Annotated in this window: 11 protein-coding genes; 5 read left to right on the forward strand and 6 right to left on the reverse strand. The window is 73.3% G+C overall.

Annotation, left to right across the window (positions count from 1 at the left end; translation table 11 throughout):
- The first annotated feature begins 28 nt into the window (after positions 1-28).
- The 3 genes from efeB to AB0950_RS21225 all read left to right on the forward strand — a co-directional run bounded on the left by efeB (position 29) and on the right by AB0950_RS21225 (position 3,110).
- Positions 29-1,300, forward strand: coding sequence for an iron uptake transporter deferrochelatase/peroxidase subunit (gene efeB, locus AB0950_RS21215; protein ID WP_366779191.1), 1,272 nt, complete (start codon positions 29-31; stop codon positions 1,298-1,300).
- A 97-nt stretch (positions 1,301-1,397) separates the two neighbouring features.
- A complete protein-coding gene (locus AB0950_RS21220) occupies positions 1,398-2,549 on the forward strand; it encodes a HoxN/HupN/NixA family nickel/cobalt transporter (RefSeq protein WP_366779192.1) in 1,152 nt (383 codons plus the stop codon).
- An 84-nt stretch (positions 2,550-2,633) separates the two neighbouring features.
- The gene (locus AB0950_RS21225; RefSeq protein ID WP_360156494.1) at positions 2,634-3,110 is read left to right on the forward strand and encodes a DUF5709 domain-containing protein; all 477 of its coding nucleotides are present in this window, start codon (positions 2,634-2,636) and stop codon (positions 3,108-3,110) included.
- A gap of 43 nt (positions 3,111-3,153) precedes the next feature.
- On the opposite strand, the gene sthA is transcribed toward AB0950_RS21225, so the two are convergent.
- A complete protein-coding gene (gene sthA, locus AB0950_RS21230; RefSeq protein WP_360156491.1) occupies positions 3,154-4,560 on the reverse strand; it encodes a Si-specific NAD(P)(+) transhydrogenase in 1,407 nt (468 codons plus the stop codon).
- A 242-nt stretch (positions 4,561-4,802) separates the two neighbouring features.
- Positions 4,803-5,009, reverse strand: coding sequence for a hypothetical protein (locus AB0950_RS21235; RefSeq protein WP_360156488.1), 207 nt, complete (start codon positions 5,007-5,009; stop codon positions 4,803-4,805).
- A gap of 153 nt (positions 5,010-5,162) precedes the next feature.
- Here AB0950_RS21235 and AB0950_RS21240 point away from each other — a divergent pair, with 153 nt between their 5' ends.
- Positions 5,163-7,004, forward strand: a complete 1,842-nt coding sequence (locus AB0950_RS21240; RefSeq protein ID WP_366779193.1) for a glycoside hydrolase family 15 protein — start codon at positions 5,163-5,165, stop codon at positions 7,002-7,004.
- A 91-nt stretch (positions 7,005-7,095) separates the two neighbouring features.
- On the forward strand, positions 7,096-7,326 hold the full coding sequence (locus tag AB0950_RS21245; RefSeq protein WP_360156482.1) for a hypothetical protein: 231 nt from the start codon (positions 7,096-7,098) through the stop codon (positions 7,324-7,326).
- Between the two features lie 223 nt (positions 7,327-7,549).
- On the opposite strand, the gene AB0950_RS21250 is transcribed toward AB0950_RS21245, so the two are convergent.
- The 4 genes from AB0950_RS21250 to AB0950_RS21265 all read right to left on the reverse strand — a co-directional run bounded on the left by AB0950_RS21250 (position 7,550) and on the right by AB0950_RS21265 (position 14,695).
- Positions 7,550-10,288: a SpoIIE family protein phosphatase gene (locus AB0950_RS21250; RefSeq protein WP_366779194.1), complete on the reverse strand. Its 2,739-nt coding sequence runs from the start codon at positions 10,286-10,288 to the stop codon at positions 7,550-7,552.
- Between the two features lie 82 nt (positions 10,289-10,370).
- Positions 10,371-12,866: a SpoIIE family protein phosphatase gene (locus tag AB0950_RS21255; protein WP_366779195.1), complete on the reverse strand. Its 2,496-nt coding sequence runs from the start codon at positions 12,864-12,866 to the stop codon at positions 10,371-10,373.
- Between the two features lie 291 nt (positions 12,867-13,157).
- Entirely contained in the window at positions 13,158-13,445 is a 288-nt protein-coding gene (locus tag AB0950_RS21260) for a DUF1232 domain-containing protein (protein WP_360156473.1), read from the reverse strand.
- A gap of 5 nt (positions 13,446-13,450) precedes the next feature.
- A complete protein-coding gene (locus AB0950_RS21265) occupies positions 13,451-14,695 on the reverse strand; it encodes a hypothetical protein (RefSeq protein WP_360573073.1) in 1,245 nt (414 codons plus the stop codon).
- Between the last annotated feature and the right edge of the window lie 352 nt (positions 14,696-15,047).

Genomic DNA, 15,047 nt, shown 5'->3' on the forward strand with positions numbered 1-15,047 from the left:
CTGCGAACACCCCGAAGGGAACCCCGCCATGTCCACTGCCGAACCGTCGGCCTGCCCCGTCGGGCCCGCCCGCCGCTCCTTCGTGCGGACCGCGCTGGGCGCCGGCGCCGCCGGAGCGGTCCTGGCCGGCGGCGGCTTCGCCCTCGGCGAGGCCGGCGGCACGGCCCAGGCCCAGAGCAGCGGCCCGGACGGCTCGGCCAAGGTCCACTTCCACGGCGCCCACCAGGCCGGCATCATCACCCCGGCGCCGGCCGCCGCCACGTTCGTCTCGCTGAACGTCATCGCCGACGACCGCAAGGGCCTGATCGACCTGCTGAAGACGATCACCGAGCGGGCCCGCTTCCTCACCTCCGGTGGCAGCCCCACCGACCTGGGCGTCGGCGCGCCGCCCTCCGACAACGGCATCCTCGGCCCCGAGGTCCCCTCGGACGGCCTGACCGTCACCGTCGGCGTCGGCGCCTCCCTCTTCGACGACCGCTACGGCCTCGCCAAGGCCAGGCCGGCCCGGCTGTCCCCGATGCGGACCTTCCCCAACGACAACCTGAACCCGGCCGAGTGCCACGGCGACCTGTCCCTGCAGATCTGCGCCCAGAGCACGGACACCGTGCTGCACGCGCTGCGCGACATAGCCCGGCACACGCGCGGCGGCATGCAGATCAAGTGGCGCATCGACGGCTTCCAGAACGCCCCGCGCCCCACCGGCGCCCAGCGGAACCTGCTCGGCTTCAAGGACGGCATCGCCAACCCCGACGTCACCTCGGCGCGCGAGACGAACAAGCTGATCTGGGTCGGCGACGGCCAGGGCGAGCCCGCCTGGACCAAGGGCGGCAGCTACCAGGTCATCCGGATCATCCGGATGCTGGTCGAGTTCTGGGACCGGGTCTCGCTCACCGAGCAGGAGAAGATGTTCGGCCGCCGCAAGGACACCGGCGCCCCGCTCGACGGCGCGAAGGAGACCGACGTCCCCAACTACGCCAAGGACCCGCACGGCACCGCGATCCCCCTGGACGCCCACATCCGCCTCGCCAACCCGCGTAAGCCCGAGACCGACGGCTCCCGCATCCTGCGCCGCGGCTACAACTACGACCGCGGCGTGGACAACGTCGGCAACCTCGACATGGGCCTGGTCTTCTGCTGCTACCAGCAGGACGTCAAGCGCCAGTTCGAGGCGGTGCAGACCCGGCTGATCGACGAGCCGCTGGTGGACTACATCTCCCCGACGGGCGGCGGCTACTTCTTCGCCCTGCCCGGGGTCCGGGACGGCGGGGACTGGCTGGGGCGGGGCATGTTCACCGCCTGACGCCGCCGCCTTATTGCGTATAGGTTGCAGTTACGGTTGGATAGCACAAGGCTGTGCTGTGCAGCCGTACCCGCACCCGTGAAGGAAGACCCACCCGATGACGGCCGCCCCCGGTTCCGCTCCGTCCCTGCCCGCCCAGGCCGACGCCACGCGCTCGGCCTGGCACCGCGTCCGCGCCTCCATGACGCGGCAGGAGTGGACGAGGGTCGGCGGGATGGCGGCCTTCGTGCTCGCCCTGCACATCATCGGCTGGGGGACCCTGGTCGGCGTCATCGCGCCCCAGCATTTCAGCGTCGGCACCCAGACCTTCGGCATCGGCATCGGCGTCACCGCCTACACCCTCGGCATGCGGCACGCCTTCGACGCCGACCACATCGCGGCGATCGACAACACCACCCGCAAGCTGATGGGCGAGGGACAGCGGCCGCTGTCGGTCGGCTTCTGGTTCTCCCTCGGCCACTCCAGCATCGTCTTCGGCCTCTCCCTGCTGCTCTCGCTCGGCCTGAAGACCCTGGCCGGACCGGTCCGCGACGACGGCTCGCACCTGCACGAGGTCACCGGCCTGATCGGTACGACCGTCTCCGGCGCCTTCCTCTACCTCATCGCCGGCATCAACCTCGTGATCCTCGCCGGCATCTGGAAGGTCTTCCGGCAGATGCGCTCCGGCGCCTACGACGAGGCCGCACTCGAGGCGCAGCTGAACAACCGCGGCTTCATGAACCGGCTGCTCGGCCGGGTCACCGGCTCGATCAGCAAGCCGTGGCAGATGTACCCGCTGGGCCTGCTGTTCGGCCTCGGCTTCGATACCGCCACCGAGATCGCCCTGCTGGTCCTCGCCGGCTCCGGCGCCGCCTCCGGCCTGCCCTGGTACGCCATCCTGTGCCTGCCGGTGCTCTTCGCCGCGGGCATGTCCCTGCTGGACACCATCGACGGCTCGTTCATGAACTTCGCCTACGAGTGGGCGTTCTCCAAGCCGGTCCGCAAGGTCTACTACAACCTCACCATCACCGGCCTGTCCATCGCCGTCGCCCTGATCATCGGCACCGTCGAACTCCTCGGCCTGCTCGCCGACAAGCTCGGTCTGCACGGCGCCTTCTGGGACTGGATCTCCGGCCTCGACCTCAACGTCGTCGGCTTCGTCATCGTCGGCCTGTTCTTCGCCACCTGGGCGATCGCCCTGCTCGTGTGGAAGGCGGGCCGCATCGAGGAGAAGTGGTCGGCGGGACTGGCCGAACAGTCCGCCGACTGAGCCGATCGCCGCCCGACGGGGTTAGCCGCCCGGCTCCCGGGAAACGCGGACGGGGACCGCCCGCGAACAACGAGGGAGGCGACCATGAGCGACCAGCAGCCGGAGCAGACCCCGATGGCGGACGACGCCTACCAGCCCACCGGAACCAACGAGGAACAGGAGGACGCCGGCCCCCTGGACCTGCAGGACGCGGTGGACGAGCGCACCTACGACGACGTCCTCGACGAGGGCTACTCCCCGCCGGAACGCCCCCTGGGCGTCACCAAGCAGGGCACCACCGCCGCCGAGCAGCACGCGGGGGAGACCCTGGACGAACGCCTCGCCCAGGAAGTCCCCGACGCGCAGCCGCCGGCCGGCGACGACATCGGCGACCTGCCCGGCGGCGAGGGCGAGCCGGTCGACCCCGAGGCGGGCGGATCACGGGCGGGCCGCCTGGTCGCTCCCGACGAGGGCGCGCACACCGACACCACGAAGGAAGAGGTCGCCCGGGACGTCGGCATCGACGGCGGAGCCGCGGGCGCGGAAGAGGCCGCGGTGCACGTGGTGGAGGAAGAGACCTGAGCCTGCCCGCCGACGTGCGGCTGCGCCGCCGGGCGCGACGCAGCTAGTCCAAGCGGTCGATCTGCCGGAGGCGGTTCGTGGCGTCCAGCGCCGCGACCTTGTACGACTCGGCCAGCGTCGGATAGTTGAACACCGCGTTGACCAGATAGTCCACGGTGCCTCCGCACCCCATCACGGACTGCCCGATGTGGATCAGTTCCGTCGCCCCGGAGCCGAAGCAGTGCACCCCCAGCAGCGTGCGGTCCACGGGAGAGACGAGCAGCTTCAGCATGCCGTGCGAGTCGCCGATGATCTGTCCCCGGGCCAGCTCCCGGTACCGGGCCACGCCGACCTCGAACGGCACCCGGTCCTCGGTCAGCTGGTCCTCGGTCCGCCCGACGAAGCTGATCTCCGGGATGGTGTAGATCCCGATCGGCTGCAGCTGGTGCATCCGCCCCGCCGGCTCCCCGCACGCGTGGTAGGCGGCGGCCCGGCCCTGCTCCATCGAGGTCGCCGCGAGCGCCGGGAAGCCGATGACGTCACCGACGGCGTAGATGTGCGGTACCTCGGTGCGGTAGTTCTCGTCCACCTTGATCCGGCCCCGCGCATCGGCCGCCAACCCGGCGCGGGGAAGGTCGAGTTCCTTGGTGAGACCCTGCCGGCCCGCCGAGTACATCACGGTGTCCGCGGGGATCTTCTTGCCGCTCTCCAGCACGGTCAGCGTGCCCCGCGGATGGCGTTCGACGGCGGCCACGGTCTCGCCGAACCGGAAGGTGACGGCGAGGTCCCGCAGGTGGTACTTGAGCGACTCCACGATCTCCACGTCGCACAGGTCCAGCATGCCGGGACGCTTCTCCACCACGGTCACCTTGCTGCCCAGCGCGGCGAACATGGAGGCGTACTCCATCCCGATCACGCCGGCCCCCACGATCACCATGGACCGCGGCACCCGCTCCAGCGTCAGCACGTTGTCGGAGTCCATGATGGTCCGGCCGTCGAACTCGACGGTGTCCGGGCGGGCCGGCCGGGTGCCGGTGGCGATGACGACGTGCTCCGCGCTCACCAGCCGTTCGCGGCCGGAGAGTTCGGACAGCGCGACGGTGTGCGGGTCGGCGAAGCGGGCCGTGCCGGAGTAGACGGTCACCTGGTTGCGGGCCAGCTGGCTGCGCACCACGTCGACCTCGCGGCCGACCACGTGCCGGGTGCGCGCGGTCAGGTCGGCGACGGTGATGTCGTCCTTCAGCCGGTAGCTCTGCCCGTACAGATCGCGCTGAGTGAGGCCGGTCAGGTACAGGACCGCCTCGCGCAGGGTCTTGGAGGGGATGGTCCCGGTGTGCAGGGAGACCCCGCCGAGCATGTCGGGGCGGTCGACGACGGCGACCCGGCGGCCCAGCTTGGCCGCGGCGATGGCGGCCTTCTGACCACCGGGTCCGGATCCGATGACGAGCATGTCGAAGTCGAAGTCGGGCACCCTCGGGAGTCTGTCAGCCCTCCGGTCCGCTCCGGAAGGGATCGCCGCCGCCCAAATCGGCTGGATGGTACGGCGGTTGCCGCCCGAGTCGGATGAAGCGGCCGTACCCGGTGACGGTGGGTGCCGTTGCGCTCACAGGTTCCCGAGGCCGTTCCGGCGCGCCTGATCCGGGCGGGCGCCCTCCGGACGGCCCGCCCTGCCCCTGGTATGGACCCCCGTTTGTTCCTGTTCCCCGGACCGCCCTACGGCATCAGCCTCTCGATGGCTGTCGGGCCCTCCTTCTCCATCTTGCGGCGGGCCCACTCGAGGTTCTTCGGAGTGACGTCCCTGCCCGCCGCCATCACCAGGTCCTCCGGGGTGACGTCCCTGGAGGGAGCGGAGTGGAGCAGGGCGTCCGGGGTGCAGTGGTCCTCGGACGACCGGGATTCCTCGGGCTTGATGGTCGACATGATGCCTCCTCCTCGGTCCGGATGACCGCATCCGCGCCGGTGCCGCCAAACGGGGCACACTCTCACCATTCCCCGCAGCGCCTTCCCACGCCACCGGAGACCACTCGCTCCTAAGCTGGAAAACATCTCGCACCGCTCACCGGGAGGCCGCACATGGCCGAGACCCCGTTTCCCGCGGAGGCCCGCCTCCGTTCCCGCTTTCTGCCGATCGCCGAGCACGGACTCATCGGCGACCTGCGCAGTGTGGCCCTGGTCGGCTCGAACGGCACGATCGACTGGTACTGCTGTCCGTCCTTCGACGCGCCCAGCGTCTTCGCGGCCATCCTCGACGCCGACCGCGGCGGCCGCTTCGAGCTGTCCGCCACCGTGCCCGCGCGCACCAAGCAGTTCTACTTCCCCGACACCAACGTGCTGATCACCCGGTTCTTCACCGAGGACGGCGTGGGCGAGGTGCAGGACTTCATGCCGGTGACCTCCGACGGTCCGGGCGAGGCGGGCCGGCACCGGCTGATCCGGCGCGTGGTCTGCGTGCGCGGCACCGTCCCGTTCCGGGTGCTGGTCGCCCCGCGGTTCGGGTACGGCGCGGACCCCCACACCGTGCGCACCCTCGCCGGCACCACCGTCTTCGAGTCCGCCCACGAGGCGCTGGCGCTGACCTCCACCGCCGACGTGGAGTGCGACGGCGCCGACGTGCGCGCCGACTTCAAGCTCGGCGAGGGCGAGACGGCCGTGTTCGCCCTCGACCGGGTCGGCGGCGAGGTGGCTCCCCGCGGCTGCGCCCTGATCGAGGCCGAGCACGCGTTCAACGCCACGGTCGCCTACTGGCGGCGCTGGCTGCACCAGTCCCGCTACCGGGGCCGCTGGCGCGAGATGGTGCACCGCTCCGCCCTGACCCTGAAACTGCTCACCTACGCGCCGACCGGCGCCATCGTCGCCGCCCCCACCACCAGCCTGCCCGAGCAGCTCGGCGGGGAACGCAACTGGGACTACCGCTATGTCTGGGTGCGCGACGCCGCCTTCGCCGTGTACGCGCTGCTCCGGCTCGGCTTCACCGGTGAGGCCGAGGCCTTCATGCGCTTCCTGACCACGCACGTCAGCCCCTGCGACACCACGGACGGCTGCGCGCCGCTGCAGATCATGTACGGCATCGACGGCCGCGCCGACCTGCCCGAGCGGGTGCTGCCGCACCTGGAGGGCCATCTCGGCTCCGCCCCGGTCCGCGTCGGCAACGCCGCCGCCGGCCAGCTCCAGCTGGACATCTACGGCGCCCTCATCGACTCGATCTACCTCTACGACAAGTGGGCCGAGCCGATCTCCAGCGGCCAGTGGGACGACGTGTGCCGCCTGGTGGACTGGGTGTGCGGGCACTGGGACCAGCCGGACGAGGGCGTGTGGGAGACCCGCGGCGGCCGCAGGAACTTCACCTACTCGCGGCTCATGTGCTGGGTGGCGATCGAGCGGGCCATGCGCCTCGCCCGCCGCCGGGGACTGCCCGCCGACCTGCTCCGCTGGGGACAGGTCCGCGACACGATCTACCGCCGGATCATGGACCGCGGCTGGTCCGAACGGCGCGGCGCCTTCGTGCAGTACGAGGGCGGCGACGTGCTGGACGCCTCCCTGCTGATGATGCCGCTCGCCAAGTTCATCGCGCCCACCGACCCCAAGTGGCTGTCCACCCTGGACGCCCTCACCGAGGACCTGGTCTCCGACTCCCTCGTCTACCGCTACGACCCGCAGACCAGCCCCGACGGGCTGCGCGGCGACGAGGGCACCTTCTCCATCTGCTCCTTCTGGTACGTCGAGGCCCTGGTCCGGGCCGGCCGGCTCGACGAGGCGCGGCTGGCCTTCGAGAAGATGCTCACCTACGCCAACCACCTCGGCCTGTACGCCGAGGAGATCGGCCGTACCGGTGAGCAACAGGGCAACTTCCCGCAGGCGTTCACGCATCTGTCCCTGATCAGTGCCGCCTTCAACCTCGACCGCGCCCTCGGCTGACCGCCGGGCGGTGTGCCTGCAGGCGGCACGGGTACCCGGGAGTCTCCGCAAGGAGAAACGACGCAGGGTCGACAGAAGGAGGAGACCCCGGATGACCAGCACCAGCGAGACCGGCGGGGTCACGGGTACCCGCGACAAGAACTACGACCTGATCTGGTACGTCGAGTCGTGCCTGGACAACGCCCTTCGCCTGGAGACGTACATCCAGGACGCCGAGCGCGACCACGACGACGCGGTCATGGAGCTGTTCCGCAAGGCCCAGGCCGACAGCCGCAAGGGCGCCGAAATGGGCAAGGAGCTGCTGCGCTCGCGGCTGAGCTGACCGCCGTACGCCGCCCAGGCGAAGCGGCGATCCGGGACGGGGCCCGGCGGACCGCAGCCGCGCCCGGTCACCGCGTGGCAGGCGCCCCCTGACGGCCTGCGCACGCGGCGAACCGGCGCCATGGTGCCGTCCGCCGGGCCCTCGTCGTGCCCGGAGCCGGCCGTCACGTCGGCGACGATCGCCGCTTGCGGGCAGTGGTCCGCGCGGCGGGAGGCGGGCACGCCTACGGCAACGGCTGCTCCGCCCAGATCACCTTGCCGTCGGGGGTGTAGCGGGTGCCCCAGCGCTCGGCGAGCTGGGCCACCAGGAACAGACCCCGGCCGCCCTCGTCGGTCGTCGCCGCGTACCGCAGATGCGGCGAGGTGGTGCTGCGGTCGGAGACCTCGCAGATCAGCGTGCGGTCGCGCAGCAGCCGTACCCCGATCGGGCCGCGCCCGTGGCGGATGGCGTTGGTGACCAGCTCGCTCAGGATCAGCTCGGTCGTGAAGACCAGGTCCTCCAGCTCCCAGTCGGCGAGCTGCCGGGTCACCGCGGACCTGACCTGGGACACCGCCGCCGGATCCGACGGCACCTGCCACTGGGCGACCCGATCGTCGCCCAGCCCCCGGGTCTGGGCGACGATCAGCGCGACGTCGTCGCTCGGCCGGGCCGGCAGCCGGTCCAGCACCGCACGGCAGGTGTCCTCCGGCGAGGCCCCCGCGGTGCCGCGCAGCGCGTCGCTCAGCAGCTCCAGCCCCACGTCGATGTCCCGTTCGCGGTCCTCCACCAGCCCGTCGGTGTACAGCACCAGCCGGCTGTCCTCCGCCAGCTCCAGCTCGGCCGTCTCGAAGGGCAGCCCGCCCAGACCCAGCGGGGGCCCCGCCGGGACCTCCGGGAACTCCACCCGGCCGTCGGGATGCACCAGCGCGGGCGGCGGATGGCCGGCCCGGGCGACACTGCAGCACCGGGAGACCGGGTCGTACACCGCGTACAGGCAGGTCGCGCCGGTGATCGCCGCCGAGCCGTCGGCGGCGGTCTCGTCCTGGTCGATCCGGCCCACCAACTCGTCCAGCAGGCCGAGGAGTTCGTCGGGCGGCAGGTCCAGCGCGGAGAAGTTGTGCACCGCCGTGCGCAGCCGGCCCATGGTGGCCGCCGCGTGCAGCCCGTGCCCCACCACGTCGCCCACCACCAGGGCCACCCGCGCGCCGGACAGCGGCAGGACGTCGAACCAGTCGCCGCCCACCCCGGCCTGCGCCGGCAGATAGCGGTAGGCGATGTCCAGCGCCCGCTGCTCGGGCAGGGAGCGCGGCAGCAGGCTGCGCTGCAAGGTGACCGCCATGCTGTGCTCGCGCGTGTACCGGCGGGCGTTGTCGATGGACACCGCCGCCCGCGCGACCAGCTCCTCGGCGAGCGCCAGGTCCTCGGCGTCGAACGGCTGCGGCTTCTGAGCACGCCAGAAGTTCGCCAGGCCCAGCACGAGGTTGCCCGCCCGCAACGGGACCGTGATCAGCGAGTGGATGCCGAACTGGAGAATCGCGGTGGTGCGCTCCGGGTGCTGAGCGCGCCAGCCGGGCGCGTCCCGCAGGACCGGCTCGAGGACCGACTGGCCGGTGGTCAGGCCGCGGGCCTGCGGCGAGGTGGGCACGAACCGGATCCGCTCGCCGACCGGGTACAGCGGGGAGTCCTTGCGGATGCCGGCGCAGGCGGTGCGGCGCAGCGCGGTGCCCGGCTTCGGCTCCTCGCCCTGCAGGACCGCGTCGAACAGGTCCACGGTCACGAAGTCGGCGAACCGCGGCACGGCCAGCTCGGCCAGTTCCTCGGCGGTGCGCGCCACGTCCAGGCTGGTGCCGATGCCCACCCCCGCGTCGTACAGCATGTTCAGCCGCTCGCGCGCCACCTCCGCGCGCCCGGACAGGGCCCGCAGCTCGGTGGAGTCGCGCAGGGTGGTGACACTGCCGGCCGGGCCGCCGCGCAGATCGGTGGGGCGCTGGTTGATCGCCAGCAGCCGGTCCTTGACCAGGTGCACCTCGTCGGTGGCCATCCGGCCGGAGGCCAGCAGCGCGGCCGTCTCGTCGTCGAGCCCCAGCTCCAGCACGCTGCGCCGCTCGGCGTCCTCGGGCAGGCCCAGCAGACGGTGCGCCTCGTCGTTGGCGAGCAGCAGCCTGCCGTCGGCGCCGACGATCAGCACACCCTCGCGGACCGCGTGCAGCACCGCGTCGTGGTGCTCGTACATCCGGGTCATCTCGTACGGCCCGAGGCCGTGCGTCTGGCGCAGCAGCCGCCTGCTGACCAGGGCCGTGCCCGCGGTGGCCAGCGCCAGCGCCACCGCCGCCGCCGTCAGCAGCAGGGGCAGCGTCTGCTGGGCGGCCCCGCCCACGTGCGCCGTGGTGATCCCGGCCGACACCAGGCCCACCACCGTGCCAGAGGTGTCCTTCACCGGCACCACGACCTGTACCAGCGGGCCGATCGTGCCGGTGACGTGCTCGACGACCGTGCCCCCGGCCACCGCGGGGGCGATGGTGCCGACGAACTTCTTGCCGATCCGGTCGGGATTCGGGTGCGTGTAGCGGATGCCCTTGGTGTTCATCACGACGATGAAGTCCACGCCGGTCGCCTTGCGGGCCGCCTCCGCGCGCGGCTGCAGCACGGCGGTGGGATCCGGGGAGCGCAGCGCGGCGACCGTGCCGGGCGCGTTCGCGAACGTCTGGGCGACCGCGAGGGAACGGTTCTGTGCCTCCAGGTCGCTGTCGTGCCGGACCTGGAGCACCTGTGCCACCACCGCCGCGACGATGAGCAGCAGCACGATCACCACTTGGAGGAGGAACACCTGTCCGGCGACGCTGCGCCCGGTCACCACCGACCTCAGCACACCATGCCTGCCGCCGCTGCCGTCCGGGTCCCCCGGCGGCCGGCTCTGCGAGGCGCGCGGGGGCCCGAAGGAACGGGGCGGCCGTGTCTCATTCCGGCCGGGCAGTCGCACCATGTGCCCATGTCTACACTGCCCGGCGCGCTCGGGCGAGACCGTCGCCCGAGGTGACTGCGCCGATCGGAGCGGCGCGGGGCGATCAGCCGCGGCGTACCGGGGCCGAGCGGCGGGCGGCGAGCAGCAGCGCGACGTCGTCGGGGCGGTCCGTGGCGCGCCGGGCCTCGGCCGTGAGCCGGTCGGCGACCCCGGCCAGCAGCCGCCCGCCCCGCCGCCCGCGTGCGGCGCCGGCCGTGGCGAGCGCCTGCCGCAGCGCGGTGATGCCCTCGTCGATGTCCGTGCCCGGCCGCTCCACCAGACCGTCCGTGTAGAGGGCGAGGATCTCGTCGGGCTCCAGCAGCAGCTCGGCCACCGGGTACCGGGCGTGCGGGTCCACGCCGAGGACGACACCGCCGGGGACGTCCAGCAGCCGGGTCTGCCCGTCCCGGCACCGCAGCAGCGGCGGCGGATGCCCGGCGCGGGCGATGCGGGCACGGCCGGTCGCGGGGTCGAGGCGCAGATAGCAGCAGCTGGCGAACTGACCGGGATCGAGGTCGGTCAGCAGGCGGTTGGTGCCCGCCATCACCTCGTCCGGCGGCCGGTCGCCCAGCGCGAACGCCCGTACGGCGCTGCGCAGTTGCCCCATGGTCGCCGCCGCCTGCACCCCGTGCCCCTGCACATCGCCGATGACCAGCGCGAGCCCGTCGCCCGCCTCCACGACGTCGTACCAGTCACCGCCCACGTCCATGCCCTGGGTGCCGGGCAGATACCGGCCCGCGGTCTCCACCAGCGGATGCGTGGACAGCCGGTGCGGCAGCAGCGCCTGCTGCAGGCCGCGGGCGACGGCCGCTTCGCTGTCGTAGCGCTGCGCCCGCTCCATGGCGTGCGCGATCAGCCCGGCGAGCGCGGTGAGCACCGTGCGCTCCTCGGCGCCGAAGCGGCGCGAGCGGTCGAAACCGAGGATGCACGAGCCGACCGGCCGGCCGGAGGCGATCAGCGGCAGGAAGGCGCGGGCGCCCTCCTCGGCGTCCAGCGGAATGCCCGGATAGGCGGCCGCGATCTGCTGCATCGACTCGAAGAACAGCGGCCGGCCCGTGGTCAGGCACTCCACACCGGGCACGTGCGCGTCGAGGCCGACCCCTTCGAACTGGACGAGGAACCCCTGCGGGAAGCCGCTCTCCCAGGCGAGATGGAAATGCCGTTCCTGCAGCAGGTAGATGGCGAGGCGCCCGCCGCCGAACGCGGGCAGCAGCTCCTGCACCACCACCGCCGACACCTGTTGGGCGGTCACCGCGTCCGTGAGCGCGACGGCCAGGGAGATCGGCCGGTACAGCGGCGTCAGCGCGCGCCCGGCCGCCACCGCCTCCGAGGGCACGTGCTCCTCCACGACCGGCTCCAGCGGCCCGTCCATCCGGCCGGCCGGGACGAGCGTGCACGTCAGCAGGTCCTCGCCGGGATGCAGCGACACGGCGAGCCAGTCGCCCGTACCGCTCTCACCGCCCGGCCTGTGCACACGGAAGTGCACCGGCTCCGGGGACAGCAGGGCCCCGCGCAGATGGTCGTCGCACGGCGGACCGGCCAGCCACGGCAGCGCCTCCCACAGCGGGCGCCCGAGCAGCGACTCCCGGCCCCGGCCGGCGAGCCGGGCGGCGGCTTCGTTGGCGTACACGACCAGCCCCAGCCGGTCCAGGCACAGCACGCCCTGCGGCAGCGGATCGGCCGCGCCGTCCGCGAAGACGCCGGGGGCGACCACCACCCCGCCGACCGGAGCCGCCGCCCCGTCCTCGCCGGCCGGCCACAGATCCAGCAGCCGCGGTGTGCCGTCCCGCGCCCGCAGGTTCAGCGGCGCGACGGGCGGCTTCCCGGCGGCGGCGTCCAGCAGGGCGCCCAGGACCAGGTGGGCTTCGTCCGGGGCCAGCGCCTCCGCGAACGCCGTGTCCGTCCCGTCGAAGCCGCCGGGACGCAGCCCCAGCAGGGCGTGCAGCCGATCGTCCGCGCTTACCGCGCGGGTCTGGGGATCCCAGTCGAACCGCGCGACGACGGCCTGCGCCGGCCGGGTCGCGCGCGGCCGCACACACAGCGGCTCGCCGTCCCAGACCACCGCGCCCGGATCGCCGTCGGCGAGTCCGAGCAGCTCGGCGCCCAGCCCTTCGGCCAGCCGGGCCGGCAGCTCCCGGTCCAGCGGCTCGTCCGCGGTGTCGGCCACCGCCGGACGCAGCACCGTCAGAACCCCGAGCGGCTCGCTGCCGCCCGGCACCGGCATGTGCACCGACCCGAAGGGGAAGGGCAGCATCGCCGCGAACTGCGGATACCGGCGCACCGTCTCGGTGGCGTCCGCCAGCACCACCGGCACGCCGAGGCGGTAGGCGTCGGCGACGGGGAAGGGACGGTCGACGTGCAGCCGCCACCAGGGCCGGAACAGCGGCCCCGGGAGTCCGGAGAGCACCGCCAGGCGCAGCAGCCCCGGGGAGCGCGAGCGCAGGTACACGCCCGCCACCCGGCCGCCGGCCACGTCGATCGCCCCGGTCGCGGTACCGGCCAGCAGCTTGGCCAGCCGGGCCCGCGTACGGCCCGTCCGCTCGCCACCGCTGCCGGTCATCGTCCCTGCCTTGTCCCGTGCGCCTGTCGGGTGGGATGACACAGCAAGAATGCGCCAGCGAGCCGCGCGACGCACCCGCGGGGGCGGGGGAGCCGGGAGAGACGGCCGGGTGGGCGGTAGGAAAGGGCCGGGTGGGCGGTACGACGCCCGGGCCGCGGACACGGCGGCCTTCTCAGGCGACCGGCGGTTGGCTCAGGTGGCCGGGCCCGTGGGATGCGGTCCGTTCGGCGCCGCGTCCGAACGCCCAGGCGGCCACGGTGAACGCGCGTGGTGAGGCCAGTGCCGGGGTGTTCAGGACTCCGTGGCGTCCGGCGGCAGCGGGCGGGGGGTGCGCAGGCTGCGCAGGGCGAGCAGCAGGACCGCGATGTCGTCCAGGTATATGGGGTCGGGCAGCAGGTCGGTGGGGAGCAGCAGGTAGGCGACCGCGCCCCAGAACACCCAGCGCGGGCCCGTCGGCAGCCCGGCGCGCCGCAGCGTGCGCCGGGTGCGCACCAGCCGCACCAGCAGGACGAGGGCGACGGCGAGCAGGGCCGCCGCCACGACGGCGCCGGTCACCAGCAGGGTGGTCGTGGTGTCCATGGCGGTTACGACGCCCGGTCCATGCCGTCGCCGCCCGTGGCCGGCGTCCCGCCGCTCGCCGCCGCGGACCCCTCCGGCTCCGGCACGCCGGGGGTGCCGTACGCCGCACCCTCGGCCGGGCCCTGCGCGGCGGGCGCCTGATGCCGCCGGCCCTTGGCCGTGAACTTCAGCCGCTCGAACGTCCGGGTCAGCTGCTGCAGCGTACCCCCCGGGGTCCGGCCGTCGGGCCGCTGCTGCGGCAGGACCGGCGGGGGTACGTCGCGGTACGCGGCGAGGGCCTCCAGCGCCTGTTCGGCGGCCTCCTTGTACAGGTCACGGGATTTCGTCATGGCGTCCAGCGCCTCGGCGTACCGGGCGACCAGCTGCCGCTCCCGCTCCAGCTCTTCCTGGAGGGTCATCAGGGTCCAGTTCTCGCGCAGGTCGGTCAGCGCCTCCCCGACCTCCCGGGGCAGCGGCCGGGGCAGCGCGACGTAGTGCCGCAGGGCCGCGAGCAGCTCGGCGGGCTCGGAGCCGTCCAGGAAGACGTTGCGGACGGTGTGCTCGCTGCTGTCGTAGCCCTCCGGGGCCGGGTCCGGAGGCAGCAGTACCGCGCCGCCGCGCGGGGCCTCGACACCGAGGTCCTTCAGCGCCCAGTTGACGGCGCGGAACTGGTGCGGCGCGGCCCGGTGCTCCACCACGCGGTGCCTCAGTCCGGGCGGCAGCAGCCGGGCCAGCGGCAGCTTGCCCCGCTCGTCCGGGGTCATCGCCTCGTGCACGACGACGTTGACGCACCACGCCTCGCGGGCCGCGTCCCGCAGCCTGCGCCGCATCTCCTTGTCGTCCGCGGGAAGCGGGTTGACCTGCCGGAACCGCAGCCCGGCGGCCGTGGCGTGATGGTCCCAGGAGCCGTCCTCGCCCACCGCGCCCTCGGGCCAGAACAGCGTCGCCGGCGAGGGCCAGGCCTCGTCCCACGGGCGCTCCGCCTCCGCGACGAGCCGCCACTCGTGCCCCTGCGGCCCGGCCTCCCGGGCCACGAGCGTGAGCCGGGCCCGCACGGTGACCGTGCCGGCGACCCGCCAGCGGGCCTCGAAGACCCGCCGCTGCTCCTCCTCGGGCACGGGGGGTTCGGTGAAGTCGTCGATGTCGCCGCTGTCCTTGTGCCGGCGCAGGGTGCGGCGGACGACCTCCTCGGGGGCGGGACCGGTGTGACGGCCGCGGGCCGCCCACAGGGTCTGCGGGACGGTGGCGCGGTCGGTGGTGGAGTTCGACATGGGCCAATCTGCTGATGGGGGCGGATGCGCCTTCCAGTATCACCGCTCGGCCGACGGCCGGTCGCCCGGCCCCGACGGCGGCGCGTCGCCCTGGTCGCATGCCCGGACACGGGCCGCTTACTCCGCCCCCTCCGCGCGTCCTGGCGCACATGCGGCGTGGCGCCTCCTGGGCGCACGCTCGCGCACAGGCGGCGCGTGCCCCCTCCGCGTGCCCCGAGCGCAGGCCGCGTTCCGCCTCCTTCGTGTGCCTCCGAGTGCAGGCCGCGTTCCGCCTCCTTCGTGTGCCTCCGAGTGCAGGCCGCGTTCCGCCTCCTTCGTGTGCCTCCGAGTGCAGGCCGCGTTCCGCCTCCTT

The sequence above is a fragment of the Streptomyces sp. NPDC007189 genome, assembly GCF_040703635.1.
In the GTDB taxonomy this organism is placed as follows: Bacteria; Actinomycetota; Actinomycetes; order Streptomycetales; family Streptomycetaceae; genus Streptomyces.